Source organism: Nonomuraea salmonea, assembly GCF_042428605.1.
Lineage (GTDB): Bacteria > Actinomycetota > Actinomycetes > Streptosporangiales > Streptosporangiaceae > Nonomuraea > Nonomuraea salmonea.
In genome coordinates this window covers 40625-67530 of sequence record NZ_JBHMCF010000066.1, presented here as the reverse complement: position 1 = coordinate 67530, position 26906 = coordinate 40625, and the positions used below count along the sequence as shown (strand labels likewise).

25 protein-coding genes are annotated in these 26906 nt (G+C 73.0%); 12 read left to right on the top strand and 13 right to left on the bottom strand.

Annotation, left to right across the window (positions count from 1 at the left end; all coding sequences use genetic code 11):
- Positions 1–8: 8 nt before the first annotated feature.
- The gene (gene pta / locus ACFFR3_RS50010) at positions 9–2135 is read right to left on the bottom strand and encodes a phosphate acetyltransferase (RefSeq protein ID WP_379485500.1); all 2127 of its coding nucleotides are present in this window, start codon (positions 2133–2135) and stop codon (positions 9–11) included.
- Between the two features lie 94 nt (positions 2136–2229).
- Here pta and ACFFR3_RS50005 point away from each other — a divergent pair, with 94 nt between their 5' ends.
- On the top strand, positions 2230–3063 hold the full coding sequence (locus ACFFR3_RS50005) for an alpha/beta fold hydrolase (RefSeq protein WP_345385266.1): 834 nt from the start codon (positions 2230–2232) through the stop codon (positions 3061–3063).
- A 10-nt stretch (positions 3064–3073) separates the two neighbouring features.
- Here the strand turns inward: ACFFR3_RS50005 and ACFFR3_RS50000 are convergent, their stop codons facing one another.
- Complete coding sequence (locus tag ACFFR3_RS50000) at positions 3074–4078, bottom strand: LacI family DNA-binding transcriptional regulator (RefSeq protein WP_364382770.1); 1005 nt, start codon at positions 4076–4078, stop codon at positions 3074–3076.
- A 136-nt stretch (positions 4079–4214) separates the two neighbouring features.
- A complete protein-coding gene (locus ACFFR3_RS49995) occupies positions 4215–4559 on the bottom strand; it encodes an STAS domain-containing protein (protein ID WP_345385268.1) in 345 nt (114 codons plus the stop codon).
- 248 nt (positions 4560–4807) lie between these two features.
- Between ACFFR3_RS49995 and ACFFR3_RS49990 the strand changes: the two genes are divergently transcribed.
- The 3 genes from ACFFR3_RS49990 to ACFFR3_RS49980 all read left to right on the top strand — a co-directional run bounded on the left by ACFFR3_RS49990 (position 4808) and on the right by ACFFR3_RS49980 (position 9540).
- Positions 4808–5119, top strand: coding sequence for a helix-turn-helix transcriptional regulator (locus ACFFR3_RS49990; protein ID WP_345385269.1), 312 nt, complete (start codon positions 4808–4810; stop codon positions 5117–5119).
- 475 nt (positions 5120–5594) lie between these two features.
- On the top strand, positions 5595–8921 hold the full coding sequence (locus ACFFR3_RS49985) for a 3-keto-alpha-glucoside-1,2-lyase-like domain-containing protein (RefSeq protein ID WP_379485499.1): 3327 nt from the start codon (positions 5595–5597) through the stop codon (positions 8919–8921).
- A gap of 385 nt (positions 8922–9306) precedes the next feature.
- The gene (locus tag ACFFR3_RS49980; protein ID WP_379485498.1) at positions 9307–9540 is read left to right on the top strand and encodes a DUF6289 family protein; all 234 of its coding nucleotides are present in this window, start codon (positions 9307–9309) and stop codon (positions 9538–9540) included.
- A 298-nt stretch (positions 9541–9838) separates the two neighbouring features.
- On the opposite strand, the gene ACFFR3_RS49975 is transcribed toward ACFFR3_RS49980, so the two are convergent.
- Both ACFFR3_RS49975 and ACFFR3_RS49970 read right to left on the bottom strand, forming a co-directional pair.
- Positions 9839–10846, bottom strand: coding sequence for a histidine kinase (locus ACFFR3_RS49975; RefSeq protein WP_379485497.1), 1008 nt, complete (start codon positions 10844–10846; stop codon positions 9839–9841).
- Positions 10843–11403, bottom strand: coding sequence for a CPBP family glutamic-type intramembrane protease (locus ACFFR3_RS49970; RefSeq protein ID WP_345385274.1), 561 nt, complete (start codon positions 11401–11403; stop codon positions 10843–10845). Before ACFFR3_RS49970 ends, ACFFR3_RS49975 begins: the two co-directional genes overlap by 4 nt.
- Before the next feature lie 147 nt (positions 11404–11550).
- On the opposite strand from ACFFR3_RS49970, the gene ACFFR3_RS49965 reads away from it, so the two are divergent.
- Positions 11551–12465: a phosphotransferase gene (locus tag ACFFR3_RS49965; RefSeq protein ID WP_364382846.1), complete on the top strand. Its 915-nt coding sequence runs from the start codon at positions 11551–11553 to the stop codon at positions 12463–12465.
- A gap of 118 nt (positions 12466–12583) precedes the next feature.
- Here ACFFR3_RS49965 and ACFFR3_RS49960 read toward each other — a convergent pair whose 3' ends face one another.
- Positions 12584–13498, bottom strand: a complete 915-nt coding sequence (locus ACFFR3_RS49960; protein ID WP_345385278.1) for an alpha/beta hydrolase — start codon at positions 13496–13498, stop codon at positions 12584–12586.
- 78 nt (positions 13499–13576) lie between these two features.
- Positions 13577–14401: a winged helix-turn-helix transcriptional regulator gene (locus tag ACFFR3_RS49955; RefSeq protein WP_364382752.1), complete on the bottom strand. Its 825-nt coding sequence runs from the start codon at positions 14399–14401 to the stop codon at positions 13577–13579.
- Between the two features lie 106 nt (positions 14402–14507).
- Here ACFFR3_RS49955 and eno point away from each other — a divergent pair, with 106 nt between their 5' ends.
- Positions 14508–15785 carry a phosphopyruvate hydratase gene (gene eno / locus ACFFR3_RS49950; RefSeq protein WP_345385281.1) on the top strand — a complete coding sequence of 426 codons (1278 nt, stop codon included), beginning with the start codon at positions 14508–14510 and terminating at the stop codon, positions 15783–15785.
- Here the strand turns inward: eno and ACFFR3_RS49945 are convergent.
- A complete protein-coding gene (locus ACFFR3_RS49945) occupies positions 15778–16302 on the bottom strand; it encodes a CGNR zinc finger domain-containing protein (RefSeq protein WP_379485496.1) in 525 nt (174 codons plus the stop codon). The two genes, eno and ACFFR3_RS49945, sit on opposite strands and share 8 nt — an antisense overlap.
- A gap of 81 nt (positions 16303–16383) precedes the next feature.
- Between ACFFR3_RS49945 and ACFFR3_RS49940 the strand changes: the two genes are divergently transcribed.
- The 3 genes from ACFFR3_RS49940 to ACFFR3_RS49930 all read left to right on the top strand — a co-directional run bounded on the left by ACFFR3_RS49940 (position 16384) and on the right by ACFFR3_RS49930 (position 19820).
- Positions 16384–17343, top strand: coding sequence for a YbgA family protein (locus ACFFR3_RS49940; protein WP_364382745.1), 960 nt, complete (start codon positions 16384–16386; stop codon positions 17341–17343).
- A gap of 178 nt (positions 17344–17521) precedes the next feature.
- Positions 17522–18808, top strand: a complete 1287-nt coding sequence (locus ACFFR3_RS49935; RefSeq protein ID WP_364382742.1) for an MATE family efflux transporter — start codon at positions 17522–17524, stop codon at positions 18806–18808.
- A 40-nt stretch (positions 18809–18848) separates the two neighbouring features.
- On the top strand, positions 18849–19820 hold the full coding sequence (locus ACFFR3_RS49930; RefSeq protein WP_379485495.1) for a threo-3-hydroxy-L-aspartate ammonia-lyase: 972 nt from the start codon (positions 18849–18851) through the stop codon (positions 19818–19820).
- A 6-nt stretch (positions 19821–19826) separates the two neighbouring features.
- Here the strand turns inward: ACFFR3_RS49930 and ACFFR3_RS49925 are convergent, their stop codons facing one another.
- From ACFFR3_RS49925 to ACFFR3_RS49915, 3 genes are read right to left on the bottom strand one after another with little or no spacing between them, the layout of a single operon-like run.
- On the bottom strand, positions 19827–21113 hold the full coding sequence (locus tag ACFFR3_RS49925; protein WP_364382736.1) for an alpha/beta fold hydrolase: 1287 nt from the start codon (positions 21111–21113) through the stop codon (positions 19827–19829).
- Positions 21110–21703 (bottom strand): TetR/AcrR family transcriptional regulator, encoded by a 594-nt coding sequence (locus tag ACFFR3_RS49920; RefSeq protein WP_345385286.1) that lies wholly within the window; start codon positions 21701–21703, stop codon positions 21110–21112. Before ACFFR3_RS49920 ends, ACFFR3_RS49925 begins: the two co-directional genes overlap by 4 nt.
- A gap of 57 nt (positions 21704–21760) precedes the next feature.
- Positions 21761–22747 (bottom strand): BtrH N-terminal domain-containing protein, encoded by a 987-nt coding sequence (locus ACFFR3_RS49915; RefSeq protein WP_364382730.1) that lies wholly within the window; start codon positions 22745–22747, stop codon positions 21761–21763.
- Between the two features lie 93 nt (positions 22748–22840).
- Between ACFFR3_RS49915 and ACFFR3_RS49910 the strand changes: the two genes are divergently transcribed.
- Positions 22841–23176, top strand: a complete 336-nt coding sequence (locus ACFFR3_RS49910; RefSeq protein ID WP_345385287.1) for a bacteriocin fulvocin C-related protein — start codon at positions 22841–22843, stop codon at positions 23174–23176.
- A gap of 5 nt (positions 23177–23181) precedes the next feature.
- On the opposite strand, the gene ACFFR3_RS49905 is transcribed toward ACFFR3_RS49910, so the two are convergent.
- A complete protein-coding gene (locus ACFFR3_RS49905; RefSeq protein WP_364382727.1) occupies positions 23182–23976 on the bottom strand; it encodes a trypsin-like serine peptidase in 795 nt (264 codons plus the stop codon).
- Positions 23977–24001: 25 nt separating this feature from the next.
- Positions 24002–25507 (bottom strand): alpha/beta fold hydrolase, encoded by a 1506-nt coding sequence (locus tag ACFFR3_RS49900; protein WP_345385288.1) that lies wholly within the window; start codon positions 25505–25507, stop codon positions 24002–24004.
- A gap of 243 nt (positions 25508–25750) precedes the next feature.
- Here ACFFR3_RS49900 and ACFFR3_RS49895 point away from each other — a divergent pair, with 243 nt between their 5' ends.
- On the top strand, positions 25751–26644 hold the full coding sequence (locus ACFFR3_RS49895) for an NmrA family NAD(P)-binding protein (RefSeq protein WP_345385289.1): 894 nt from the start codon (positions 25751–25753) through the stop codon (positions 26642–26644).
- A 62-nt stretch (positions 26645–26706) separates the two neighbouring features.
- Entirely contained in the window at positions 26707–26865 is a 159-nt protein-coding gene (locus tag ACFFR3_RS49890) for a hypothetical protein (protein WP_345385290.1), read from the top strand.
- Positions 26866–26906 lie beyond the last annotated feature (41 nt).

Sequence of the window (26906 nt, the reverse complement as noted above, 5' to 3'; positions counted from 1 at the left end):
CCGGCGACTCATGAGCGGGCCGCTGCCTTCTGTGGTGCCTGGTTCTGGGGAGTGGGGTCGTCCTCGGCCTGGGCTGCCGTGACCGCGACCGTCGTGACGATGTCGGCGACCGTGGCGCCGCGTGACAGGTCGTTGACCGGCTTGCGCAGCCCCTGCAGCACCGGGCCCACCGCGACCGCGCCCGCGCTGCGCTGCACCGCCTTGTAGAGGTTGTTGCCGGTGTTGAGGTCGGGCACGACGAAGACGGTGGCGCGACCGGCGACCGTGCTGCCGGGCATCTTGGCCAGCGCCACCGCGGGGTCCACGGCGGCGTCGTACTGGATCGGGCCCTCCACCTCCAGGTCGGGGCGCCGCTCGCGGACCAGCTCGGTGGCGGCGCGCACCTTGTCCACGTCGGCGCCGGCGCCGGAGACGCCGGTCGAGTACGACAGCATGGCGATCCGCGGATCGACCCCGAACATCGCCGCCGTGCCCGCCGAGGAGATCGCGATGTCGGCGAGCTGCTCGGCGGTCGGGTCGGGGTTGACCGCGCAGTCGCCGTAGACCAGCACCCGGTCGGCCAGGCACATGAAGAACACGCTCGACACCAGCCCGAGGCGGAGGATCTCGAACGCCGGTCTGATGGTGTGGGCGGTGGTGTGCGCGGCGCCCGACACCATGCCGTCGGCCATGCCGGTGTGCACCATCAGCGTGCCGAAGTAGGACACGTCGGTGACGGTGTCGCGGGCCAGCTCGACGGTCATGCCGCGGTGGGCGCGCACGGCGGCGTACTCGCGGGCGAGGCGCTCGCGCAGCTCGGCGTCGAACGGGCTGAGCACGCGGGCCGCGTCGAGGTCGAGCCCGAGCTGGGCGGCCTGCGTACGGATGCGTTCGGCGTCGCCGAGCAGGGTCAGGTCGGCCACGCCGCGCCGCAGCAGGATGTCGGCGGCGCGCAGGATGCGCGGCTCTTCTCCTTCCGGCAGCACGATGTGCCGGCGGCGGGCGCGGGCCCGGTCGAGCAGCTCGTACTCGAACATGAGCGGCGTGACGACGTCGGTCTTGGCGATGTCGAGCCGCTCCAGCAGCAGCCGGCCGTCCACGTGCGCGGCGAACAGCCGCAGCGCGGTGTCGATCTTCCCGGTGGCCTCGGGCGTGAAGCGGCCCTCCACCGCCGACAGCCGGGTCGCGGTGTCGAAGGTGTCGTGGTCGGTGGCGATCACCGGCAGCGGGACCGCCATGTCGTGCAGCAGCCGGTCGACCGGCGCGGGCAGGTCGGTGCCGCCGGTGAGCACCACCGCCGACAGCGCGGGGAAGCTGGGCGCGGTGTGCGCGGCGACGAGGCCGGGCAGCAGCGCGGCGGCCCGGTCGGACGGGATGATCACGGCGACGCCCTCGGTGCAGCGCAGCAGGATGTTGGGCAGCGACATGGCGCCCACCATGAGCGCGTTGGCCTCGCGGCCCAGGCCGTCGCGCTCGCCGAGGAAGAACCGGCCGTCGCAGGCGTCCATCAGGTCGGCCACGGTCGGCGCGCGCAGCGACGGCTCCTCGGGCAGCAGGAACACCGGCGTGGGGTGGTCCGGCACGAGCCCCTCCGCCGCCGTCGGCGGGGCGGGCGAAGGCGCTCCCGCCGGTGTGAGCGCGCCCGGCTCGGCGCGGGTGACCACGACGGCCAGCTCGCGCGCGTGGTGGTGGGCCAGCTCCCTGGACGACAGCTCGACGGCGGCCGAGACCTGCGCGGCCGTACGGCCTCTGCCGCTCACCACGTTGATCACCGGCGTGCCGAGGTCGGCGGCCAGCCGGGCGTTGAACCCGAACTCCGTCGGCGCCCCCACGTCGGTGTAGTCGGTGCCGATCACCACGATCGCGTCGCACTGCCCGGCGAGCGCGCGGTAGCGGGCCACGATGTCGCCGGCCGCGCGGTCGGCGTCGGCGTGCACCTCGTCGTAGGTGACGCCGGCGCACGCCTCGTACGGGATCGCGAGCTGGAACCTGCTGCGCACGGTCGCGATCAGGCCGTCCTCGCGGCCCGCCCGCACCACCGGCCTGAACACCCCCACGGCGCCCACCTGCCGCGACAGCAGCTCGACCAGGCCCAGGGCGACGGTCCCCTTGTTGCTCTCCGCCTCGCCCGCCGCGACGTACACCGAACGTGTCATGGTCCCGAGGTTAGCGGCGGCGCGTCCGAGGTAGCTGGCAAGGACTCCCCCACTGCGTACGACACTGCAGAGGACGAGGTCAGGGGGACGGACGATGAACGGCACGACCATCCGGACCACGGTCCTGGCGGCGCTGGCCGCGACCGTGCTCCTGCCTGCGGAGGCGCGGGCGAGCTCTCCCGCGCCTTGCCCGTCCCAGGCCGGACCCAAGCCGACCGTCGTCCTCGTGCACGGCGCGTGGGCCGACACCTCAAGCTGGAGCGGCGAGGTGGACGCGCTGCGCAAGGCCGGACATGTCGCCCGCGCGATCGCGAACCCGCTGCGCGGCCTGGACGGCGACGCCGCCACCGTCGCGGACTTCCTGAAGACCGTGCGCGGCCCCGTCGTGCTGGTGGGCCACTCCTACGGCGGCTCGGTCATCACGAACGCCGCCGCGTCGGCGCCGAACGTCAAGGCCCTCGTGTACGTGGACGCCGCCATGCCCGACGTCGGCGAGACGACCGCGCAGCTCAGCGGAGCGGGCTCCGCGCTCGGCGCCGCTCCGGAGTCGCTCTACGACATGGCGGCCTACCCGGGCGCGCCCCAGGGAGCCAAGGATCTGTATCTGAAGCAGGACGTGTTCGTCCGCTCGTTCGCCTCCGACCTGCCCAAGGACGTCGCGACGCGGCTGTGGGCCACCCAGCGGGCCGCCTCGACGAACGCCTTCCAGACCCCGTCGAAGGCGGCGGCGTGGAAGAAGATCCCGTCCTGGTACTTCGTGAGCGCCGGCGACAAGATCATCACCCCGCAGTCGCAGCAGGCCATGGCCGAGCGGGCCAAGTCGAAGGTGACCACGTTCTCCGGCGGCTCGCACCTGACCCTCATCTCCCACCCGGAGGCGGTCGCCACGGTGATCGGCGCGGCGGCCTGCTCGGTCAAGGGCGGCTGAACGAGAGGGGTCAGGCGGCCCGGCTGGAGTCGCGGACGATCAGTTCGGTGGCGAGTTCGAGGTGGCGGGAGTCGATGCGCTCGCCGGCCGCCAGCCGCAGGGCCGTGCGCAGCGCGACGGCGCCCATCTCGCGCAGCGGCTGGCGTACGGTGGTCAGCGCCGGGGCGTGCATGGCGGCGATCTGCGTGTCGTCGAAGCCGACCACGCTCAGGTCTTCGGGGATGCGCAGCCCCCTGCCCCTGGCGACCTGGATGGCGCCGAGCGCGCTCTCGTCGCTGGCGGCGAACACGGCGGTCGGCGGCTCGGGCAGGTCGAGCAGCGCGGCGCCCTCGCGCAGCCCGTCGGCGTAGCAGAAGCCGGCCGTGCGCACGTAGTCGGGCGGCACGGGCACGCCCGCTGCCTCCATGGCGGCACGGTAGCCGTGCATGCGGGCCTGGTTGGACGCGGCGCCCGCGGGCCCGCCGAGGTAGGCGATGCGGCGGTGGCCGAGGGAGAGCAGGTGCTGGGTGGCGGACATGCCCCCGGCGAAGTTGGTCGGGCCGACGCTGGTGACGGGGCTGGCGGGCACGTTCATGGGGTCGATCACGATGACCGGCAGTCCGGCGCGCAGCAGCACGTCGAGCTGGGCGGGGCTGGGCTCGGCGACGAGGGTGATGACGGCGTGCCGGCCGGCGTCGACCAGGCCGCGGGCCCAGGACAGGCCGTCGGCCATGTGGTCGGTGCTGGTCACGACGAGCGCCGCGCCGGACGCGGCCGCCTCCTGCATGGCCCCCATGACGATCTCGGCGGAGTACGCGCACAACGCGCCTTCGAGCTGCAGCTCCACCGTGGCGCCCCGCCGGGCGCGGGCCTGGCGCGGCACGTAGCCGTGCTCGGCCAGCAGCCGCCGCACCATGGCGCGGGTGGCCGGGGCGACGTCACCGCGGTCGTTGAGCACCTTCGACACCGTCGCCACGGACACACCTGCCGCGGCGGCGACGGTGGCCAGGGTGGCCGGTCTGGTCGTGCTCGTCATCGTCGTCTCCTCTTCCGCGGTGCCCGTGTGCGCGGGTCCCTCGATACCGCGGCCTTCACCGTAACGGTGTAAGCGTCACCGGCGCATCCGCGTTAGGCGGACGACCATGGAGCGGCCGGAAGAAGGGCGACGATGATCAGTTGGCCGCCCCGGAGGCCCAGGGTTGCGCGGTCAGCCGGCCGGCCTGCGCGGCGGATACGGCGTCGGCGGCGCCGGCGTGGATGTCGAGCACGTCCCACAGGCCGGTGATCTGCAGCAACCGGGCCGGGATGCCGCGCACGCCCGCGAGGTGGAAGGTGGAGCCCGTCTCGGCGCAGGCGGCGTGCAGGCGCTCGATGACGCGCAGGCCGTTGCTGTCCATGAACGTCAGCAGGGTCAGGTCGAGCACCACCGGTCTGCCCGAGAGCATCCGGCGGCGCACATAGGTCTCTAGCCGGGCGGCGTTGGTGATGTCCACCTCGCCACTCGCGCTGATCAGCACGCCGTCATCCAATGTGTGCCATCCCAAGGTCAGGGGCGATGCGGCGGACTTCAGACCGCCGCCAGACAGGCAAGCGATGTGTACGTGCATGACTTCCTCAGGGACATCGACGGGGGCTGGTTCGCTTCCTCTTCTCTGAAGTATATTGCCCGAAATACAATACCGGAAGCATCATTCGTGTGATCATGAGTGGAGGCTCTCGGTCGCACCGCGCCAGGAGCGGCTCACACCGGCAGAAGGGAAGCTTCTTGAACACGTCCAACCGCCAGTGGACCTTCCTGACCCATCACGCCCGCGTGCTGCTGGAGATCGCCCGCGATCCCCAGGCCCGGGTACGCGACATCGCGACCGGGATCGGCATCACCGAGCGCGCCGTGCAGGGCATCGTCTCCGACCTGCACCAGTCCGGATACGTCACCATCGAGCGCGTGGGCCGGCGCAACCAGTACAAGCTCAACCTCGATGCGCACTTCCGCTACCCGACGGAGGCCGGCCTGCCGGTGCGCGTGCTCATCGACATGTTCACCCAGCACGACCTGCCGGACCCGGGCGCGAACTGACGCCGATTCCTGCTCGGCCTCGGTCCGGTCGAGACGGCCGGCTCCTTCCAGCGCGACTTCGACCTGCTGCCGGTGATGACCTTCGTCCACATGGTGAGCGAGGCCAGTGAGGCGCGGGTCACGCGGGTCTGCGAGCGGCTCCGCGTGGGCTACGGGTGCATGAGGAGGCGCTCGACCACGCGCAGCGGCGGCTGACCGTCTGCTCACCGAGGTCGAGGTGGCCTCCAGGGCGGGGCGGGCAGCTCGACGACCCCAGCGCCTAGCCGTTCGAACGAGCCGTGTGCCGACTTCTATCGATTTTCGGCGGAAGAGTATGGGCAAGTCGAAAATCTCGCCTTATATTACGGCGCAGAACGGCGTTATCCCCCCGTACTTACCAGCTCACGAGACCCGGCATCCGCCGACGGCCGGCCCGGCGGTGCCGCACCCCCACCAGCGCCGCACCAGGGCGCGCCCTCTCGAGATGGGATGAGTCATGCGGAGGTTACCCCTCTTATCCGCTGTCCTGATCATCGCGCTCTCCTTCCTGGCCGTCCCCGCGGGTGCGCGGGCCGACCTGCCACCGCAGGTGCCCGGCGTCACCCTGCGCACCTACGACGTCCAGATCGAGCTGTCGAAGCTGTGCACGCTCAAGCCCGGCCAGACGCCCAATGTGGACAAGCTGATGCCGACCGTCGACTGGACGTCCGACGCCGACTTCGGGCTCACCGACATGTTCGTCACCGAGGTCACCGGCAACCTGTCGGCCCCGGCCGCGGGCACGTACGAGTTCCGGCTGACCAGCGACGACGGCTCCCGGCTGCGCATCGGCGACACCGTCGTGATCGTCAACGACGGCCGGCACGCGCCCACGCCGGTGGACGGCACGATCACGCTCACCGCCGGGCACCACCCGCTGCGCATCGACCACTTCGAGCACCTGTACGGCCAGCAGCTCAGGCTGGAGTGGAAGCCTCCGGGCGCGCAGGCGTTCACGCTGGTGCCGGCCGAGGCGCTGAGCACGGACGCCGACGTCGTCCGGGTCACCTCGCCCGGCCGCAAGGAGTGCGAGAGCGGCGCCGACTCGCCCGGCGACGGGCTGCCGCTGCAGGGCGTGCACCCCGACCACACGCTCACCGACCTGCGCCCCGCCGGGTTCGAGCCGCAGGTGACCGCGATGGCGTGGCTGCCCGATGACCGGCTGGCGATCACCACCTGGGGCGGCTCGGAGACCAGGCTCGGCGAGGTGTACCTGCTGAGCGGCGTGACCGGCGCGACGTCGCCGGCGCGGGTGACGTACAAGAAGATCGCCGAAGGGCTGCAGGAGCCCATGGGCCTCGCGTACGCGGACGGCAAGCTGTACGTGTCGGAGAAGTCCCGCCTGGTGGAGCTGAACGACACGAACGGGGACGACGTCGCCGACGACCTCAGGACGGTGGCGACCTGGCCGTTCGGCGGGAACTTCCACGAGTTCGCCTTCGGCCTGCTCTACCGGGGCGGCCACTTCTACCTCAACCTGTCGGTGGCCATCGACTACGGCGGCGCCACCACCGTCCCGCAGCCGGCCCCCGGCCGTGGCGTCACCGTCAAGATCGACAAGAGGACGGGGAAACTCGACTATCTCGCGGGCGGCCTGCGCACCCCGAACGGCATCGGGTGGGGGCCGGGCGACGACCTGTTCGTGCTGGACAACCAGGGCGGCTGGCTGCCCGCCTCGAAGCTGGTGCACGTCGAGAAGGGCCGCTTCTTCAACCATTACACGACGCCGGAGGGGCCGTTCGACGCGGGCGTGGTGAGCCCGCCGGTGCTGTGGCTGCCGCACAACGAGATCGCCAACTCCCCCAGCACGCCGCTGCTGATGAAGCACGGCAGGTACGCGGGGCAGCTGCTGTTCGGCGACGTCACGTACGGCGGGATCCAGCGGGCGTACCTGGAGAAGGTGAACGGGGCCTACCAGGGCGCGGTGTTCCGGTTCACGCAGGGGCTTGAGGCGGGGGTCAACCGGATCAGTCTCGGGCCTGACGGCGCCGTCTACGCCGGCGGTCTGGGCGCGGGCGGCAACTGGGGGCAGCCGGGCAAGCTCACGTACGGGCTGCAGAAACTGACGCCGGGCGCGGAGAAGGCGTTCGACCTCCTCAAGATGAAGGCGATCGAGGGCGGCTTCGAGCTGGAGTACACCCAGCCGCTGCCGGCCGGCTCCCTTGAGGGCCGGTACCAGCTCACCCAATGGCGTTACGTCCCCGCCGTCACCTACGGCGGGCCCAAGGTGGACGAGGAGCCGCTGACCGTCACCTCGGCCACGGTGAAGGGCAAGAAGGTCACGCTGAAGGTCGCGGGGCTGAAGCCGGGCCGGGTGGTGCACCTGCGCTCGCCGCGCCCGTTCGCCTCGGCGTCAGGGGAGCCTTTGTGGAGCACCGAAGCCTGGTACACGCTCAACTCGCTGCCCGGCGGCGCCTCCTCCGAGACGGTGTACGAGGCGGAGAGCGCGGCCCAGAGCGGCGGCGCGATGCTGAACACCGACCACCCCTCCTCCTCGGGAGCCGGGTTCGTGGACGGCTACTGGACCCAGGGCGCCACGACGCGCTTCGCGGTGCAGGTGGGCGCGGCGGGCACGTACCACGTGGGGCTGCGCTACTCCAACGGCCCCGACCCCGCGCCCGGGACCAAGTCGCTCAGCGTGTACGTCAACGGGACCAAGGTCAGGCAGGTGCCGCTGCCGACCACGGGCACGTGGGACCTGTGGGCGACCCGGGTGGAGCCGCTGGCGCTCAAGGCGGGCGTCAACACCATCGCCTACCGGTACGACTCCGGCGACCTCGGCAACGTCAACCTCGACGCGATCACCGTGGCCGCCCGGCCGGTGCTGGAGGCGGAGCGGGCCACGCTGCGCGGCGGCGCCACCGTCGGCACCGCCCGCCAGGGCTTCACCGGCACCGGCTACGTCGACGGGTACACCGCACCCGGCGCGAGGACGTCGTTCTCCGTGCGGGCCGAGACGGCGGGCACGTACAACGTCGGGCTGCGCTATGCGGCCGAGGCGGGCACATCGGTGAGCGTGCACGTCAACGGCAGGAAGATCCGTCAGGTACGGCTGGCGGCCACCGGCGGGCGGGACGCCTGGGAGGTGCAGACCGACGCGCTGCCCCTCCGGCGCGGCGCGAACACCGTCACCTACCGCTACGACGCCGGCGACGGCGGCGGTTTCGGTCTTGACCACGTCACGGTCGCGAAGGCCGAGCGGATCACGCTGTTCGACGGGTCGAGCCTGGCGGCGTGGGAGCGCCGGTCAGGTGGCGCTGCGACGTGGCCGGTCGCCGGCGGGTCGATGGAGTCGTACGGGGGCGACATCCGCACCCGGCGCGCGTTCGGCGACTTCACGCTGCACGTCGAGTGGTACGAGCCGGATTATCCGCCCGAGGTGACCGGGCAGCAGCGCGGCAACAGCGGCGTCTACCTCCAGGAGCGGTACGAGGTGCAGGTGCTGGAGTCGTACGGCGACACCACGCCGGCCGCCGACGGAGCCGGCTCGATCTACTCCAAGCGGGCGCCCGACCGCAACATGGCGACCGCGCCCGGCACGTGGCAGACGTACGACATCACGTTCCGCGCGGCCCGGTTCACCGGCGCGGGCGTCAAGGTGGACGACGCGCGGGTGACGGTCGTCTGGAACGGCACGGTGGTGCACGACGACGTCGCCGTGGACGGCGGCACCGGCGACAGCATCCCGGAGAACGCGGCCACCGCCGGCATCCGCCTCCAGGACCACGGCGACCCGGGCGAGAACCCCCGCTTCCGCAACATCTGGCTCCAACCCATCACCTGACCGAACAAGCCGCCCGGCCCGGACGGACCGGGCGGCTTCAGCAGGGCGGGGGTCTTCTGCGGCCCTCTGCCCTACTAACCCCCCGACCCAAACCGGGCAGGGGCGGGCGGGCCTGATCGGGCGGGGTTGGTCGGCCGGGTTGGTCGGCCGGGTTGGTCGGCCGGGTTGGTCGGCCGGGTTGGTCGGCCGGGTTGGTCGGGCGGGCCTGGTCGGGCGGGCCTGGTCGGGCGGGCCCGGTCGGGCCTGGTCGGGCGGGGTTGGGCGGGGTTGGGCGGGGTTGGGCGCGGTGGGGCCTGTCAGGGCTTGCCGGGACGGGGGCTCTTGATCGAGCGGCTGTGGGAGCCGACCATCGAAGCAGCGTCCCCCCACCCCCTCCGGAGGCACCATGATCCGCCGTCTGCTGCCCGCCACCGTGCTCGCCGTGGCCGCCGTCACCGTCGTCACCGCGAGTCCCGCCGAAGCCCGCGCCTGCAAGATCAACCACGCGTGCGCCACCATCTACTACGGCGACTCCACCCGCACCACCGTGGTCGGGGAGAAGTACGAGGACTGCAACGGAGCGGTGGACATGTGGGGCGTCCGCAGCGGCTACATCGACTTCTACGAGAGCCCCTGCTGACCCGACGACAGGGCCGTCACCCCAGGGCGGCCCCCGTCACCGGTGCGGCCAGTACGACCCGCCCGGCGCGGTGGCGGCCGGCGGCCGCGAGCACCGCCACAGGCGCCGGGTCGGCGGTTTCACCAGCTACATCAAGGGCGCCAACGGGTTCCCGTCCCGTACCTGGACCGATCTGAATGACGACAACACCGACGGCCCCATCCAGTTCAGGGTGCGGTATCAGAGGGGCACCATCGCGTGATTGTGCGATGAAGCGCCACGCGGTGCGGGTCCGCACTACCGCACCGCCGCATTCGCGTCACTCGCCGGCCGGGTCGCTCCGGTCGCGCAGGGCGCCCGCCGGGATGAGGGTGCGGATGAGGAAGGTGCCGTCCTGGTGGCGTTCCTGGTGGCGTTCCTGGTGGAACTCGCCGCCCAGCGCCTCCACCCGCGCCCGCACCTCCGCCAGGTCGCGGCCGGTGGCGGCGTGGAAGACCGCGCCGTCGGTGCGCACCTGCACGGTGATCCCGCTCGCGGCGTGCCGCACCTCGACCACGGTACGGCTGCCCGGCGCGTGCCGCAGTGCGTCGGTCAGGGCCGCCTGGACGACCCGGTACGCGACGATCTCGGCGGCCCTGGACGCCGGCTCCGCCTGCCCCGCCTCCGCGAACTCCACCGGCTGCCCCGCCAGCCGCATCTCCTCGACCAGCGCGTGCAGGTCACCGGCGCAGGGCGTCTCCGTGGCGGCGGTCCTGGCGGCGTCCAGGGGGTCGCCGGGGACGGGGGTGAGGAGGTGGAGCAGGTGGCGGAGGTCGGCGATGGCGCGCCTGCCGGTGTCGGTGACGGTGGTCAGGGTGGCGTCGAGGCGGTCGGGGGCGCCGGTCAGGTAGCGGGCCGCCTCCGCCTGCACGATCATCGCCGCCACGTTGTGGGTCACGACGTCGTGCAGGTCGCGGACGATGCGGGCCCGCTCGGCGGCGGGAACGGCCTCAGGCTTCCCTTCACCGCCGGCTGCAGCCCCTTGGGCAGGGCGGAGTGTGTCGGAGCCGGCGCATCGAGCGTTCGCGGTGTGCTCGTCGGTGTCAGGGCGGTGCTGGGCGGGGATGGTGGGGCGGTCGGCGGTGGGCTTGTCGTTGGTGGGCCTGTCGTTGGTGGGCCTGTCGTTGGCGGGCCTGTCGTTGGCGGGCCTGTCGTTGGTAGGGCGGGCGGCGGTGGGGCGGTCGGGGCGGAGCCAGCCCCTGAGCCCCCATGCGCCGGCCAGCATCAGGCAGAGCACCACGATCTCCTTCTCGCGCCACGGTGAGCGACTGCGCCGGACCTCGCTCACGGGGTCCGCACAAGGGTCGCGTCGGTACGCCGGCGGCGTGGGACCAGGTTGCCGCGCTGGCGCGCCACGTACAGGAACACGCCGGTCAGCAGCAGCCCGAACACCACCGCGTACGGGCTGCCCTCGGGACCGAAGCCGCCACCGGTGAGCAGGGCCGCGCCGGACGTCACACCCTGCAGCAGCCCCTCGGAGGCGCCGTTGCCGGAGACCTCGGTGCTGAGGATGCCGGCGGCGAAGTTCCAGCCGAAGTGCAGCCCGATGGGCGGCCACAGGGTGCGGGTGGCGGCGTACGCGGCGGCCAGCATGCCGCCCGCCCCGATGGCGACGCCGATCAGCAGCCCCCGGCCGAGCGGGCCCCGGGCTCCCTCCAGCGCGACCTCGGCCGGCTCCCGCTTCTCGGTCCAGCGCACCACCCGGCCGTACACGTACACGGCGAGCACCGCCGTGCCCAGCCCGAAGACCAGCGTGAAGAACGCGTTCCCCGACACCGCTCCGACGAGCGCGTTGGCCGCGAAGGCCACGGCCGCCACGGCCACGAGCTGCTTGACCAGTCGCATGATGACTCCCTGCCGAGATCCGAGCGGCCGCTGTGGCCACGAGGAAAACGCTAGAGATCGAGGAAGCGGCGATCGTCACCGTACGGAGGACATTCTGGGGTAGCTCGCACGGGGGACAGCGCATTTGGCAGAGTCTTCCCCGTGTCTATGAACGATCTGCCGGACTGGTTGCCGGCCTGGTGTCTGCGCCGGCTCGGCAGCGAGCCCGAGGGCGTGTTGTTCCGGTTGCAGCAGACCTCGATGGTGTTCGGCCTGCGGCTGGCCGGCGGTGCGGACGTGGTGGTCAAGGCGCGTGCCGACGGCGGCAGGGCGGTGTCGTGCGTGACGGCGCAGGCCCGGCTGGCCGAGCGCGGGTTCCCGTGTGCGCGTCCGCTGACGCCGGTGACCGAGGTGGGGTCGCTGGCCGTGCACGCCGAGGAGTTCAGGCCGGGTGGCGAGGTGCTCGCAGGCGACTCGCCGGAAGTGGCCGTACGCTGCGCGGAGATGTTCGCCCGGCTGATGGCGGAGCTGGCCGAGGTGAGCGTGGAGCCGCCGCTGCCGAGCCCGCGCTGGGCGCGCTGGGACCACGCCGGCGCCGGCACCTGGCCGGCCATCCCCTACCTGGACGAGCAGGATCAGAGCCGGGTGCCTATGCACGTCGTCGAGACGGCTGAGCGGGCGCGCAGGCGCATCCTGGCGGCCGGGCTGCCGCGCGTGCTCGGTCACGCCGATTTCGAGGCGCAGAACCTGCGCTGGCGTGACGGGCGGTTGTGGACGGTGCACGACTGGGACAGCCTGGCCTGGCAGCCGGAGGCGGCGCTGGTGGGGGCGGCGAGCGGGGCGTTCGCCAGCTCGGGCCAGCCGACGCTGGCGCCGGTCGCGAGCTCGGCGGCCTTCCTGGAGGCGTATCAGGAGGCCAGGGGGCGGGTGTTCACGGACGTGGAGCTGGAGGTCGCGTGGGCGGCCAGCCTGTGGACGGCGTCGCACAACGCCCGCTACGAGGCCCTGTACGGCCAGCGGCCGGTTTCCGGCGACGCCGTCGCCACCCAGGCCGCCGAACGCCTCCGCCGCGCGGGCGCCTGACGCGTCCCTCCGTGACCATCCGGACCGGCCACGCCGACCACACCGGCGGTGGCAAGCCCGGCTGCAACGGCCGCCGCGACGTCATCGGCGTCGGCTGCCGCTGACGCACCCGCCCGGCTCAGGCGGTCGCCGGTTCCGCGGCTGCCGTGCGGTAGGCGTGGGCGAGGAAGAGCGCCGCGTCGTCGAGCGCCTGTCCCGCCTCCTCCACCAGCGCCGTGTGGTGCTGGAAGACGTGCGGGAGTCCGCCCCAGACGCGCAGCGTGACGTCCACGCCGGCCGCGCCCGCCCCGGCGGCCAGGCGTACCGAGTCGTCCAGCAGCAGCTCGTTCGACCCGGCCTGGACGAGCAGCGGCGGCAGGCCGGTGAGGTCGGCGAGCGCGGGGCTGGCCAGCGGCGCGGCCGGGTCGCCTCCGCCGAGGTAGTGCGTGCGGTAGCCCTCGATGTCGGCCCTGACGAAGATCGGGTCGGCGCCCAGCTTGCCCTCCATGCTGGCCCCGGTGAGCGTCAGGTCGGCCCACGGCGAGAACAGCACGGCGCCCGCCGGCATCGGCAGCCCCGCCTCACGGGCCGCGAGCAGCGTGGCGACGGCCAGCCCGCCGCCCGCCGAGTCGCCCGCCAGCGCGATCGCGGCCGGGCTGGTGCCCCGTTCCAGCAGCTCGCGATAGGCGGCCAGGCCGTCGTCGACCGCCGCGGGGAACCGGTGCTCGGGGGCGAGCCGGTAGTCGAGCGAGATGATTCTGGTGCGGGCGCGGCGGGCGAGGTCGCCGGCCAGGGCGGCGTGCGTACGCGGGGAGCCGACGACGTATCCGCCGCCGTGCAGGAAGAGCACCACCGTGTCCCCGTCCGCGCCGTCGGGCGTGAGCTCCAGGGCCGGGCGGCCGCCGAGCGTGGTGTCGCGGACGGTGACGCCGCCGGGGGCGGGCACGTCGAAAAGCGTGGCGAAGTCCGTACGGGCCTGTTCGACGGTGTCGCCCGCCGTCTTGGGGGCGTTGCGCAGCATGTCGTCCAGGTCCTGGCGCTGCTGACGGCTCATCGGTGACCTCTCATCCGGTGCGTCATTCGGGACGCATCGCGCAACACACCGCATCCTGATCGCATTCCGGCGAACGGCTCAGCGGACGAAGCGGCTGGTCACGCCGGCCGCCAGGCGGAGCGCCTCCTTCATCGCGGCGGTGGCGTCGGTGACCGGGTAGAGCACGTGGCGGATCGTCCGGTGGGCGTCGGCGACGATGACGACGGGCTTGAGGTGCAGCGTGTGCCCGGTGCGGAAGGTCGGCAACCCCAGGGCGGCGCACAGCGTCAGCTCGGCGTCCGACAGCACCGGGAACGCCTCCTCGTCTAGCCCCTGCGTGGTGACGCCCCGCAATGCCTGCTCTCCCGGCTCCCGCGTGGTGACGCCCCGCAACGCCACCCCCGCCTCGGCGAACGCGCCCGGGTCACCGCCGGCGAAGGCGTCACCGGCGAGGACGACGGTGGCGCGGGCGTCGGGGGCGACGACGTCCACGTCGTCGCCGTTCGCCGCCCGGAGGAGCAGGGGATGCGGGATGGGAGTGCCGGGCAGCGCGTGGAGGCGGGCGGTCTCCGTCTCGGTGGGGGCGGTGGTCGGTGTGCCGTCGCCGAGGAGGAAGCGTTCGCCCCAGTCCTGGAGGCCGGCCAGCAACGGGGCCAGGGCGTGCCCTGCGGCGGTCAGCCGGTATTCGTAGCGGGTGGGCCGCTGCTGGTACGGGCGCCGTTCCAGGACGCCGTGGTCGAGCAGGTGCTTGAGCCGTTCGGCCAGCACCCGGCGCGAGATGCCCAGCTCGGCGTGCAGGTCGTCGAAGCGGTAGCGGCCGCGGGTCACCTCGCGCACGATCAGCAGGCTCCACCACTCCCCCACCACCGCGGCGGCCTGCGCGATCGCGCAACCGGCGTCCTGCTCCCGCAGCTCTCGGGTCACCACGCTTCTCCTCGCTCGCGGGATGGCGCCCGCGTCCCGGACCAGTGTAAGTTCCATCTTGGAACTTAGTGAGTTCCGATCTGGAATTCGTACGGGGAAGGCAGACATGACAGCAATCGTCCGGGTGGCGGGCAGGGAGATCCTCGACAGCCGCGGCAATCCCACCGTGGAGGTGGACGTCGTCCTGGAGGACGGCTCCCTGGGCCGCGCGGCCGTACCGTCGGGCGCGTCGACGGGCACCAACGAGGCGGTGGAGCGGCGCGACGGCGACCCGCGCCGCTTCCACGGCAAGGGCGTGCGCCAGGCGATCGAGGCCGTCACCGGCGAGATCGCCGCGGCCGTCACCGGGATGGACGCCGAGGACCAGGCGGCCGTGGACGAGGCGATGATCGCGCTCGACGGCACCCCTGGCAAGGCGAGGTTCGGGGCGAACGCGGTGCTCGGCGTCTCGCTGGCCACGGCGAAGGCCGCCGCCGCCTCGCACCGGCTGCCGCTCTACCGCTATCTCGGCCCGGACGCCGCGCTGCTGCCGCTGCCGATGATGAACGTCATCAACGGCGGCGCGCACGCCGACAACCCGCTCGACTTCCAGGAGTTCATGATCGCGCCGATCGGGGCGACGACCTTCGCGGACGCCGTACGGATGGGCTCGGAGGTCTTCCACACCCTGCGCGCCACGCTCAAGAAGGCCGGCCACCACACCGGCGTCGGCGACGAGGGCGGCTTCGCCCCGGACCTGCGCACCGCGGAAGAGGCGCTCGACCTGATCGGCACCGCGATCTCCGACGCCGGCTACTCCCCCGGCACGCACATCGCCGTCCTGCTCGACCCGGCCGCCTCGGAGTTCTACCGCGACGGCGCCTACCACTACGCCGGCGAGGGCGTCCGGCGCGGCGTCGAGGAGCACGCCGCCTACCTGGCCGGGCTGGTCGCCGCCTACCCCATCGTGTCCATCGAGGACCCCATGGCGCAGGACGACGCCGAGGGCTGGCGGCTCGTCACCGAGCGCCTGGGCGCGACCTGCCAGCTCGTCGGCGACGACGTGTTCTGCACCAACGCCGCCCTCCTGCGGGCGGGCATCGACGCCGGCGTCGCGAACTCCATCCTGGTCAAGGTCAACCAGATCGGCACGCTGACCGAGATGCTGACCACCGTACGGACCGCCGAGGAGGCCGGCTACGGCGTCGTCATGTCGCACCGCTCCGGCGAGACCGAGGACACCACGATCGCCGACCTCGCCGTCTCCACCGGCTGCGGCCAGATCAAGACCGGCTCCCTGTCGCGCTCCGAGCGGACCGCCAAGTACAACCAGCTCATCCGCATCGAGGAGGAGCTCGGCGCCGAGGCCCGCTACGCCGGCCGCTCGGCGCTCACGATCAGGTGACCTTGCGGGCGGACGCGCGCTTCCTGTAGGCGGCCACCTTGTGCCGGTTGAGGCAGGTGGCGGAGCAGAAGCGGCGCTGGCCCGCCGGGGACGCGTCGGTGTAGACGTCGACGCACCGGGAGGCGTGGCAGGTGCCGAGCCTGGCCTGCTCGTGCGTCATGAGCCAGGCCAGCAGGCAGGTGGCCAGCGCGGCGGGCAGCAGGTCGGCGGCGTCGCCGACCGTCCAGCGCAGGCCGTCGGGGGCCGCCACGGGCAGCGGGCGGACGGCGCGGAGCAGGGCGTTCAGCTCCTCCAGGGCCCGGCCGTCGCGCGCCGCGGCGAAGACGGGGAAGACGGCGTTCGCCGCCGCGACGAGGCCGCCGGTCGCGGGCAACGCCAGCCCGGGGGGCCAGGCCAGGAGATCGTACGCGTGGGGATACGGTGTCTCCTGCTCCCCCGCGGCCTCGCGCGGCGGGTCGGCGTACTCGTTGACGAACGCGACCACGTGTCTCACGTCGAGGACGGGAACGGCGGGCATTCCTCCAGTGTAACTCCGAAAAGCCGACCTTCAGGTTACGAGGGCAGGCGTGCGACCTGCGCTCCTGGGCAGCTGACCAGCATGGAGGAAGGTCAGGGATGCGGCAGACCCCGGGTGGCGGTGTCGAGCTGCCTGCTCGGCGAGCCCGTACGGCACAACGGCGGCCACAGCCGCAGCCGCTACCTCACCGACGAGCTCGCGCCGTTCGTGGACTGGCTGCCGCTCTGCCCCGAGATGGCGATCGGCCTCGGCGCGCCCCGCGAGGCGCTGCGCCTCGAACGCTCCCCCGAAGGCCCCCGGCTGATGACCCGCCGCAGCCGCCGCGACCTCACCCCCGCCATGGCGGTGCTGGCCGCCGAGCGCACCGCGGAGCTGGCCGCCGACGGGTACGTGTTCAAGGCCAAGAGCCCGAGCTGCGGCATCCACGGCATCCCGCTCTACGCCGGCGAGAACGCGGTGACCAGGCAGCAGCGCGGCATGTTCGCCGACGCGGTGATCGAGGCGCACCCGCTGCTGCCCGTGGAGGACGACGGCCGGCTCAACGACGCCGTACGGCGGGAGGCGTTCACCGAGCGGATCTTCGCCCACGCCCGGCTGCGTGAACTGCTGGAGAGCCCATGGAAGCCCCGCGACCTGATGGCCTTCCAGGCCCGGCACAAGATGCAGCTGCTCGCCCACACCACCGAGGGCTACCGCGAGACCGGCCGCCTGGCCGCCCAGGCGGGCACCCGGCCGCGCGACGAGGTGGCCGCCGCCTACAGCATCGCGTTCCGCACCGCGATGGCGGCGCCGACGACGGTCGGGCGGCACGTCAACGTGCTGCAGCACTGCCTCGGCATGATCGGCGACGGGCTCGACCCGGTGCGCCGCGCCGACGTGGCCGAGGTCATCGCCTCCTACCAGGCACGCCGGGTGGCGCTGAGCGTGCCGCTCGCCCTCCTGCTCCACCACGCACGCGGCGCCGCGGCCACGTACGTGGAGGAACAGACGTACTTCCAGCCCTACCCAGAGGACCTCCGCCTGCGCAACCACGTCGTGTGAGCCGCGGACGCACCTCCAGCCCCACCCCGAGGCGTTCTGTCGCCGCAACCCGGTCGTAGGAGCCGCGGACTCCCCACCCTGAGAAGCTCTGCCTGCCTGCGAACCCACGCCGGGTGCGGCGCTGATGCGATAGAATGATCACGTCCCGAGCGGTCGCCCGCCCGGGATTTTGCTTTTCATGTCCTCTTCTCTTCGCGTCGTCCTGAGCGCGGCGCTGCCGTTGCTGCTGTCCATGAGCGCCGGCGTCGTCGCGCAGCTTCTCGGCACCTCCCTGCTCGGCCGCCAGGCGACCGCCGAGCTGGCCGCGTTCACGCTGGCGAGCGCCGTGCTCAGCCCGGTGACGGCCGCCGTGGCGGGCGGTCTGCGCGGGATGTCGCCGTTCGTCGCCGCCTGCCGTGACCGTCCCGCCGAGGCGCTCGCCATCCTGAAGGACGCCCGCTGGCTCACGCTCGCCCTCGGGACGGCGGGCGCCGGCGTGGTGCTGGCCGTACCTCTCATCGCGCGGGCCGGCGGGGCGCCCGAGGCGGCGATCGCCGAGCTGGGCGCCCTGCCCGCGCTCCTCGCCGGGCAGGTGCTGCTGTCGGCGGCGGGCAGCGGCGCGGGCGGCATGCTGATCGCGCTACGGCACAGCAGGAAGGTGCTGTGGTCCGGCCTCTCCGGTACGGCGGCGCAGGTCGTCCTGCTGCTCACGCTCGTGCCCGCGTACGGCGTCCAGGGCACCGGCGTCGCGATGGTCACCGCCACCGCCGTCCAGGTCGTGGTCGCGAACGTGCTGCTGCTGCGGCTGCCCGAGCTGGCCGGGCAGTCGTGGTGGCCGGGACGGCCGCGCGGGCGGCGGATCCTGCGCATGGCCAGGGTCGGCCTGCCCCTGTCCGCCACGCTGATCGTCAAGTTCACGGTGACGGGCGGGGTCGCGTACGCCGCCGCGCGCACCGGCGTGCACCAGGCCGCCGCGCACGCGATCCTGCTGTCCCTGGACGGACTCCTGGGGCTCGCCGCCTTCGCCGCCGCGCAGGCGGTGACGCCGGAGGTCGCGCGGGCGTCGTCCCCTCGCGAGGCCAGGCGGCTGATCCTCGCCGCCGTCACGGTCGCGGCGGGCGGGGTGGTCGCGGGCGGGGTGGTGGTGCTCGTCGCCGGTGACGTGGTGCTGCGGCTGTTCACGCAGGACGCCACCGTGTACTCCCTCGCTCTTGGGCTGGCGCCGCTGCTCGTGGCGTTCTCGCTGGTGAGCAACTGCGCGATCGTCACCGCGTACGGGCTGGTCGGGCTCAAGCGCTCCTCTTGGCAGCTGGCCGCGGTCGGCACCGGCTACGGCCTGCTCGCGCTCGCCATGGTCCCGGCGGCCACCGCCTGGGGGCTGGCCGGGGTGTGGGGCGCCATGATCGCGACCGCCGCGCTCATCTGGGCGCTGCAGATCACCGGCTTCGTCCGGCACAGCGCCGCTCTCGAAACCGCCACCGCCTAAGATCGGAGAGCAGCTGATCCACCCGCGCCCGAGGAGCCTCATGGACACCGCCACGTCGGTCACGATCGACGACGTCCGTGCCGCCGCCGCCCGGCTCGACGGCATCGCGCACCGCACGCCCGTGCTCACCTCCCGCATACTCGACGAGCGCGCCGGCGCCGAGGTGTTCGTCAAGTGCGAGAACCTCCAGCGCGTCGGGGCGTTCAAGTTCCGCGGCGCTTACAACGCCATCGCGCTGCTCTCCCCCGAGCAGCGGGCGCGGGGCGTCGCCGCCTACTCCTCGGGCAACCACGCCCAGGCCGTCGCGCTGGCCGCGCGTGAGCTCGGCACCTCGGCCGTCATCCTCATGCCCGAGGACGCGCCCCGCTCTAAGCGCGCGGCCACCGCCGGTTACGGGGCCGAGGTCGTCACGTACGACCGCTACACCGAAGACCGCACCGCGCTCGCCCGCGCCCTGGCCGACGAGCGCGGCCTGGCCCTCATCCCTCCCTACGACCATCCCGACGTCATCGCCGGTCAGGGCACCGCCGCCCTTGAGCTGCTGGCCGAGACCGGCGGGCTGGACGCCCTGCTCGTGCCCGTCGGCGGGGGCGGGCTGCTGGCCGGCACCGCGATCGCCGCCGCTTCAGCGCACCCGGCCATCCGGGTCATCGGCGTCGAGCCGGAGAGCGGCGACGACACCAAGCGCTCGCTGGAGGCCGGGGAGCGCGTCACCATCCCCGTGCCCAGGACGATCGCCGACGGGCAGGCGCTGCCCACGCCGGGCGAGCTGACGTTCGCGATCAACCGGCGGCTGGCCGACGGGGTCGTCCTGGTGAGCGACGCGGAGATCGTGGAGGCGATGCGGTTCGCGTTCGAGTACCTCAAGGTCGTCATCGAGCCCAGCGGTGCCACCCCGCTCGCCGCCCTGCTGTCCGGCCGCCTGGACGCCGCACCCCGCCGCGTGGGCCTCATCGCCTCAGGCGGCAACGTCGACGCACAACGCTTCACCGACCTGCTCAGCGGGAGCTAGCGTCGGTCACCGCAGCAGTTCGGCCAGCAGCTCACCGAACTCGTCGGGGTGCGTGCTGAGCCCGGTATGCCCACCGGGAAAGTGCACCAGCTCTGTGCCGAACCGCTCCGCCATGACCGCCGCCGGCCGGTAGGGCACCTCTCCCCGCGACTCGACGCCACCTGCAAGCACCAGCCGCTCGGACAGGGCCTGAAGCCGGTCGAGGTCGGGCACATAGCCCATGAAACTCGGCACGATCCGCCCGAGAAAGTACGGCATATCCCCCATCGTCCGCTCCACCCTCGCAGCGGCCTCCGGCGGCAACCCACTCCTCTCCACCGGTACGGCGGAGGAAGTGGAGGGGGTGGAACGGCCGACCTCGGCACCGGCAGCGGGCGCCGGCGCAGGTGAGGCGGAGGGTCCGGCCTCGGCACCCGGGGCAGATGCCGGCGCAGATGAGGCGGAATGGTCGGCCTGGACACCGGCATCGGGCGCAGGCGAGGCAGAGCCCACCCGCGGACCCCCAGCAGGGGTCGGCGTGGGTGTGGCGTGGCTCGCGTCGGGGTCGGCGGGTGGCTCAGGTGAGGTGGGCGCCGCTTGGAGGCCGGCGGGTGACTCAGGTGAGGTGGACGCCGCTTGGAGGCCGGCGGCGAAGATGGCTGCTGCGGGCATCAGGCCCTCCCTTTGCAGGGTGTCCTGGACCCTGATGAGGAGGGCTCGGTGTTGGGGGGCGTCTGGGAGGACCTCTAGCAGCGGGGGTTCGTGGGCCACCACCTTTTGCACGCGGCCGGGGTGGGTGGCGAGCAGGTGGAGGGCGGTGATCGCACCGGAGCTGCAGCCTGCCACGCGGGCGGGGGCGTCCGGGGAGAGCAGGTCCAGTAGCCGGTAGGCGTCCTCGGCGTGCTGCTCGACCCGCTGGGGCGCGTCGGGGTCGTCGAGCGGGCTGCGGGTCAGGCCGCGCGGGTCGTAGGAGGCGACCGTGTATGCGGTGGCGAGCCGGTCGGCGACGGCGTCGAAGGAGGCGGCGCCGCCCGTCCCGCCGGGGATCAGCAATACGAGCGGCCCGCTGCCGCGCACCTCGTAGTGCAGGGTGGCGCCGTCCACACCCAACCGCCCCGTCGTCGGGGCGAGGCCGTCCACGGGCAGCCGTCCGGTCGTCGGCGTGGCGCCGTTCACGGGCAGCCGTCCGGTCGTCGGCGTGGCGTCGTCCACGGGCAGCCGGCCCGTCGTCGGCGTGGTGCTGTCCGCGCGGTGTCGTGATGTGGGCGGGGTTGTGCCTTCTCTCCGCGGGCGGTCGGTGGGTGGGGTGGTCATTTCGGGGTTTCCTCTTCGCGGGTGGGCCAGTGTTCGAGGGCGTTGTGCAGGGCCTCGATGCAGCGGGGCCATGAGTCGGTGGCCGGGCGTGCGTGGGCGAAGCCGCCGGCCGCCTCGATGCTGACGAAGCCGTGCAGGGCGCTGCGGATCAGGCGGACGGCGTCGGTCAGGTCCGGCTCCTCCAGCCGGTACGCCCGCAACATGCTGTACGTCAGCTCGACCGCCCGCCGCGGCCCCGCCGCCTTGGCGGCCAGCTCGGGGTCGATGGGGATCGGGACCTGGGTCGCGGTGTAGCGGCCCGGATGGTCGTGGGCGTAGGACCGCCAGGCGTCGGCGTACGCGACGAGCGCGTCCTTGCCGGCCCGCCCCGCGGTGGCCTCGGCGATGCGGATGGTCTTCTCGTCCGCGCCCAGCAGCGCGATCCGCCCGCGCAGGTCCTCCAGGTTGCGTACGTGCGCGTAGAGGCTGGCGTCCTTGACGCCGAGCCGGCGCGCCACCGCCGACATGGTGACGTGGTCGAGCCCGACCTCGTCGGCCAGGTCCGCGGCGGTGAGCGTCACGCGTTCCACGGTCAGCCCGGCACGCGCCATAGGTCACCGACCCTTCCTAGGCATAAAACTTACTGCACTAGGCTATACCTAATACCCCTAGGAAAGGGTAATCAGCACCTCCATGGCCTCGCGTTCGATGCGGGACAGGTCGCGCAGGAGCGCCCCGGCCTGGGCGAGGTGGCCGGGGTCGCCGCTCTCCCCCGCCTTGGCGATCAGCGCCGACACGTCGGTCCACAGGCCGGCGGCCTCGGCGTACAGCCGGTGACCGGTACGCAGCTCCGCACCCCCCACCAGCTCGGCGCAGGCGGCGAGGAAGTCCCGGTAGAGCGCGCGGAACAGGCCGCCGCCCGTACCGCCCTGCTCCATGAGGAGTGCCGCCTGCGGCAGGTCGCGGCGCGGGTCCTCGGCGCGGTCCCACCAGGTGGGCACCTTCGCGGCGGCCTTGGCGATGCCGCGGTGTCCGAGGTTCGCGATGGGCGCGGCGAGGAAGGCGGCGGCGCAGTCCCTGACGGCGGGGACCAGGTGCTCCTGCCAGCGGACCGGGTGCGCGGGCAGGGCGATGGTGAAGGAGCGGTTCCTCGCGGTCATGGGGCCGCGTTCCGCGCGGGCGCGGGCCAGGCCGGCGAGCCCGGTACGCACGTCGCCGCCCTGCTGCGCGGTGTCCACGAGGTAGGCGTCGTGGCCGTCGTAGCCGTACATGGCGACGACGTGCCCGCCGAAGTGCACCTTCGAGCGGAAGTAGTCGAGGTGGTAGCAGTCGAGCTGCAGGCCGACGGGACGGCCCGCGTCGAGGGGCGCGGCCACGTTCAGCCAGGCCCGGCGCGGTGAGGAGGTCTCCTGCACGGTCAGCGTCAGGTTCAGCCTGGCGGCCAGGTTCCTGGTCAGCTCGAACGGCTTGACCCGGCCCCCGACGAACGGCACCGGCATCGCCTTGCCGTCCCAGTAGACGAACGACAGGCCGGCGCCGAGCCCGAACAACAGCGGCTCCGGCAGGTCGAGCCCTTCGTGGCGGAGCAGCACCCCGAGCGCGGTGGTCTCGCAGTGGTGCAGGCCGCGGGGCTCGACGCCGGTCACGATGGTCATGCTCGAAATCTCCTCAGGGCGTGGTGGGGCTGAGGAGTAGCATGAGGTCTCCCCCGGGGGGAGAGTCCACCCGTCCCGAGCGGCAGGAGCCCCATGGACGAGACGTACGACGCGTTCATCGCCCGCCCCGTGGCCGAGAGGCGGCGGCTCTATCAGGACCTGTCCGCGCAGGAGCGCAGCGATCTCTGGCTTGAGCAGCTGCTCCGTTTCCGCGCCGGCAACCCCGAGCTGACGGCGGAGCAGCGCGGCGTGCTGGACGAGGCCGAGGCGCTGGTCCGTGACGCGTCGACGTTCGAGCCGGGCAGCCCGCCCACCCCCGGCCTCGAACGGGTGGGCGAGGCGGCGATCGCCGCCTTCGGCAGGGACACCGCCCTCCTGCTGCTGGCCAGCCTCGGGCCGCCCGACGGCGACGCCTGCTCCATCGCCTGACCGCCTCAGGCGCGCCGCGGATCGGGCCTCGGCAGCAGGCAGCCCGGCCGGTCGAGGTCGAGCCGGTTGCCGGTGGTGAGGCAGGTGGTCAGCCAGTACGTCTGCGTGCCGTACGCGATGGACTTGTGCTTGGTGATGACGCCGTCGCGGTCCATCTCGCACGGGTTGTCCTGGGTGCAGGCGCCGCCGTCGCGGTTGCTGGTGTTGTTGATGCCGACGACCTGGCCGTTCTTGGCGTCCACGACCGGGGAGCCGGAGCTGCCCGGCCCGGTCTGACACGCCTTGGTGTAGCGCAGCACGTCCTCGGTGACGTAGCCCGACTCAAGCACCCGGTAGGCGAGCCGGTCGATCGCGCAGGTGAAGACCTTCTTGAGGCCGCCGGAGAGCACCTTGATCCGGGTGCCCGGCGCGGGGCGGGCGGCCGCGAGGGTGAGCGGGCGCACCTGGTGGTCGCGCTCCAGCTGCCGGTACGTGGTGCCGAGCCGGTAGAGGGCGACGTCGGTGCCGGTCATCGTGACGTACGCGGCCCTTTCCGCGTGCACGGCGGCGGCCGGTCGCCCGGCGTCGTCGAGCAGCCGGATGAGGCGGTGGGATGGCCGGTCCACCAGCACCTCGCCGGGCACCGGCCAGGCGCCTTCGTAGCAGTGCCCGTTCGTCAGGACGAGTGCGGGGTCGTCGGGGGTGCTGGCCGGGGTGCGTACGAGGGCGCCCGAGCAGCCGTTCACCTCGGCGGTGCCGGCCAGGCCCGACGGCGCCGACACCGGCGCGAGGAGGGCGGCGAGGAGCATGAGGATGCGCATCTGGGGGTCCGTTCTTTGGGAGGGGTCACTGCATGCCGGGGCAGGTGCCCGTGGCGGTGCGGCCGGTGCGGAAGAACTCGACGGCCTTGTCCGCGCACGGCAGCTTGGCCAGCGAGGCGTGCGCGTTGTCCTGGACGGTGAGCAGGGTGCCGCCGGCCGCCTTGACCGTGTCCACGGCCCACGCGTACGGCGTGGTGGCCTCGTCGACGTGGCCCGACACCTGTAGCGGGCTCGCGCCCCTGACCGGCCGCCACGGCTGCGCGGGCCACGGCCAGCCGGCGCACCAGCTGCCGAACTGGATGCCGCCCCCGGTCGCCGGGTACGTGCGCCGCCTGGCCTCCGCGTCGGCCCACAGCCGGTCGAAGTCGCGCCCGCCGGTGCCCTCGTTGCAGAAGACCCCGTTGTACTGGGTGGAGTTCAGGCCGAGCGGCGCGTCATCGAAGCCGTACACCGGGGCGGTGCCGGAGCTCGGGCGCGCCGAGCGGGGGACGCCGCCGTCGCGCGCGGTCGCCAGGTCTCTGGCGGCGGTGGCCCAGCCGGTCGCGTCGAGGCCGAGCAGGCTCCTGACCCACTCGCCGTCCAGCCTGGCGCCCTTGCCCGCCGGGCGCGGCTTCCTGGTCAGCTGGTCGCGCAGGGCGAAGACGGCTTCGCGGGCCCGCTGCGGGGTGGCGCCGAAGTGGTATTCGGGGTCGTGCCCGGCCAGCCAGGTGACGAAGCCGTCGAAGTTGCGCTCGGCGACCGCGTCCGCGGCGGCGTCCATCGCGGCGAGGTCCATGACGGGCGGCATCACCGAGTCCAGCCACATCCGCTCGACGCGGGTGTCGAACAGCGAGCGGTAGTTGAGCCCGACCGCGGTGCCGTACGAGACGCCGTAGAAGCTGATCTTCGGTACGCCGAGCACCGCCCTGATCGCGTCGACGTCCCGGGCGATGTTCCTGGTGGTGAGCTGCCTGGCGAAGGCCGGGTCCAGGGCGGTGCACCGCTTGTTGGCGGCGGCCATGTGGTCGAAGAGCGCCTTCGCCTGCGCCTTGGCCGACGCGTTCGCCGGTGGCTCGAACGTGCCCTCGTCGCAGTCGATCCTGTCGCTGTAGCCGACGCCGCGCGGGTCGAACCCGACCAGGTCGTGGTCGGTGGCCAGCGGGGCCAGGCCGTTGGCGGCGTAGCTCGACGGGGCGGTGATGTTGGAGATGCCGGGGCCGCCGGGGCTGATGACGAGCACGCCCCGCCGCTTCGCGGGGTCTGCGGCCTTCAGCCGGCTCACCGCGATCCTGATCTTCCGCCCGTCCGGCTTCGCGTAGTCCATCGGAACGGTCACCAGCGCACATTCCGACTTGGTGTCCTCCGGCGCCGGCCAGTCCTTGGCCGTCGTGGCACACGGCCGCCAGGTGAGCGCCTCCGCGCCTTTGCCAGGAGCGGCGTTCACGCCGGCCAGCGGCGAGCCGCCGGCCGCGGCGGCCGCCGGTGGGGCGGTGAGGCAGGCGACCGCCGCCCCCGCCAGCGCGGCGTGGGCGAGGTTTCTGGTGCTGGGCATCGTCGTGTCTTTCCGTGGTGCCGCCCGCGCGCCGCCCGGCACGCGGGGCACGCCGTGCGGCGCACTCGGGACATCCTGGACGGCCTGCCCATCCATCGTGTATCGGTCGCCGCGCGGGCTCGTATCAATCCCAGAAATTTAGCTGCGCAAGCAATTACATGGAATAGTTGCCTGCGCAACCATGTTGTTCGGCGACGTACACGGCCGGTGGCGACCGCCGCCGGCCGGGAAGGAGAGACACGCATGTCCACCGTTTTCGTGGCAGGAGCGACCGGCACGCTCGGCCGCCTCGTCATCGCCAGCCTCCAGCGGCGCGGCGCCACGGTCCGCGCCCTCGTCAGGCCGGGCAACACCGAGGGCCGCAGGGCGCTCGGCCAGGACGTCGAGATCGTCGAAGGCGACATCCGCGACCCCGCCGACCGGCTCGCCCGCGCGCTGGAGGGCTCCGACGTGATCGTCTCCGCCGTCCAGGGCGGCGCGGACGTCATCATCGACGGCCAGGCCAACCTCCTGAGCGCGGCCGAGCGGGCCGGGGTCCCCCGGCTGATCCCGTCCGACTTCTCGCTGGCCATCGACCGGCTCGACCACGGCGACAACGACTTCGCCGACCTGCGCAAGAAGGCCGCCGAGTCGTTCGCGGGCAGCCCCGTGGCGACCACGTCGGTGCTCTGCGGCGCCTTCCTGGAGGTGCTCAACCAGCCCTTCTACAACTGGGTGGACTGGCGGGCAGGCACCTTCAGCTACTGGGGCGACGGCGACCAGCCGGTCGACTTCTCCACCATGACCGACACCGCCGAGTGGACGGCCGAGGCGGCGCTCGACCCGGCCACCGCCGGCCGCACGGTGCGGGTCGCGGGAGACGTGCTGACGGTGAAGGAGCTGCACCAGGCGATGGAGCGCGGCTCGGGCCGGCGGCTGCAGGCCCGCAGACTCGGCGGGGTCCGGGAGCTGAAGGCCGAGATCGACCGCCTCCAGGCCGACGGGGCCGACCCGTTCGCGTGGCTGCTGCTGCAGTACACCTGGGCCATGGTGAGCGGGAAGGGCAAGCTCGACCCGCTCGACAACCACCGCTACCCCGGCGTCCGCCCGACCGGCGCGGAGGAGTTCTTCCGCCAGGCCATGAGCCCCTCGGCCTAGGCTTGCGCACGACCGGTGCCCGGCGAGAGAGTGGCGTTGTGGATCGTACGGACATCTCCCGGATGAGAGCTGAGCGAGCGGTCCATCGCGCCCTCAGGCACAAGCGGCGGGTGAACAGGGCGCTGCGCCGGGCGTCGGTCGTGGCGGCCGCGATCGTGATCACCTTCATGGCGGTGCTCGCGATCGTCGTGACGGCCTTCGGCCTCCAGCACTGGTGGTGACGGGCGAGGCTCTTCCTGTGAAGCCGATCGGCGATCATGTA

Excerpts from the sequence above, each read along its gene's own strand:
- pta (WP_379485500.1), bottom strand. The coding sequence starts at position 2,135 with ATGACACGTTCGGTGTACGTCGCGGCGGGCGAGGCGGAGAGCAACAAG.
- ACFFR3_RS50005 (WP_345385266.1), top strand. The coding sequence starts at position 2,230 with ATGAACGGCACGACCATCCGGACCACGGTCCTGGCGGCGCTGGCCGCG.
- ACFFR3_RS50000 (WP_364382770.1), bottom strand. The coding sequence starts at position 4,078 with ATGACGAGCACGACCAGACCGGCCACCCTGGCCACCGTCGCCGCCGCG.
- ACFFR3_RS49985 (WP_379485499.1), top strand. The coding sequence starts at position 5,595 with ATGCGGAGGTTACCCCTCTTATCCGCTGTCCTGATCATCGCGCTCTCC.
- ACFFR3_RS49980 (WP_379485498.1), top strand. The coding sequence starts at position 9,307 with ATGATCCGCCGTCTGCTGCCCGCCACCGTGCTCGCCGTGGCCGCCGTC.
- ACFFR3_RS49970 (WP_345385274.1), bottom strand. The coding sequence starts at position 11,403 with ATGCGACTGGTCAAGCAGCTCGTGGCCGTGGCGGCCGTGGCCTTCGCG.
- ACFFR3_RS49965 (WP_364382846.1), top strand. The coding sequence starts at position 11,551 with ATGAACGATCTGCCGGACTGGTTGCCGGCCTGGTGTCTGCGCCGGCTC.
- ACFFR3_RS49960 (WP_345385278.1), bottom strand. The coding sequence starts at position 13,498 with ATGAGCCGTCAGCAGCGCCAGGACCTGGACGACATGCTGCGCAACGCC.
- eno (WP_345385281.1), top strand. The coding sequence starts at position 14,508 with ATGACAGCAATCGTCCGGGTGGCGGGCAGGGAGATCCTCGACAGCCGC.
- ACFFR3_RS49945 (WP_379485496.1), bottom strand. The coding sequence starts at position 16,302 with ATGCCCGCCGTTCCCGTCCTCGACGTGAGACACGTGGTCGCGTTCGTC.
- ACFFR3_RS49940 (WP_364382745.1), top strand. The coding sequence starts at position 16,384 with ATGGAGGAAGGTCAGGGATGCGGCAGACCCCGGGTGGCGGTGTCGAGC.
- ACFFR3_RS49935 (WP_364382742.1), top strand. The coding sequence starts at position 17,522 with ATGTCCTCTTCTCTTCGCGTCGTCCTGAGCGCGGCGCTGCCGTTGCTG.
- ACFFR3_RS49930 (WP_379485495.1), top strand. The coding sequence starts at position 18,849 with ATGGACACCGCCACGTCGGTCACGATCGACGACGTCCGTGCCGCCGCC.
- ACFFR3_RS49925 (WP_364382736.1), bottom strand. The coding sequence starts at position 21,113 with ATGACCACCCCACCCACCGACCGCCCGCGGAGAGAAGGCACAACCCCG.
- ACFFR3_RS49920 (WP_345385286.1), bottom strand. The coding sequence starts at position 21,703 with ATGGCGCGTGCCGGGCTGACCGTGGAACGCGTGACGCTCACCGCCGCG.
- ACFFR3_RS49915 (WP_364382730.1), bottom strand. The coding sequence starts at position 22,747 with ATGACCATCGTGACCGGCGTCGAGCCCCGCGGCCTGCACCACTGCGAG.
- ACFFR3_RS49910 (WP_345385287.1), top strand. The coding sequence starts at position 22,841 with ATGGACGAGACGTACGACGCGTTCATCGCCCGCCCCGTGGCCGAGAGG.
- ACFFR3_RS49905 (WP_364382727.1), bottom strand. The coding sequence starts at position 23,976 with ATGCGCATCCTCATGCTCCTCGCCGCCCTCCTCGCGCCGGTGTCGGCG.
- ACFFR3_RS49900 (WP_345385288.1), bottom strand. The coding sequence starts at position 25,507 with ATGCCCAGCACCAGAAACCTCGCCCACGCCGCGCTGGCGGGGGCGGCG.
- ACFFR3_RS49895 (WP_345385289.1), top strand. The coding sequence starts at position 25,751 with ATGTCCACCGTTTTCGTGGCAGGAGCGACCGGCACGCTCGGCCGCCTC.
- ACFFR3_RS49890 (WP_345385290.1), top strand. The coding sequence starts at position 26,707 with ATGAGAGCTGAGCGAGCGGTCCATCGCGCCCTCAGGCACAAGCGGCGG.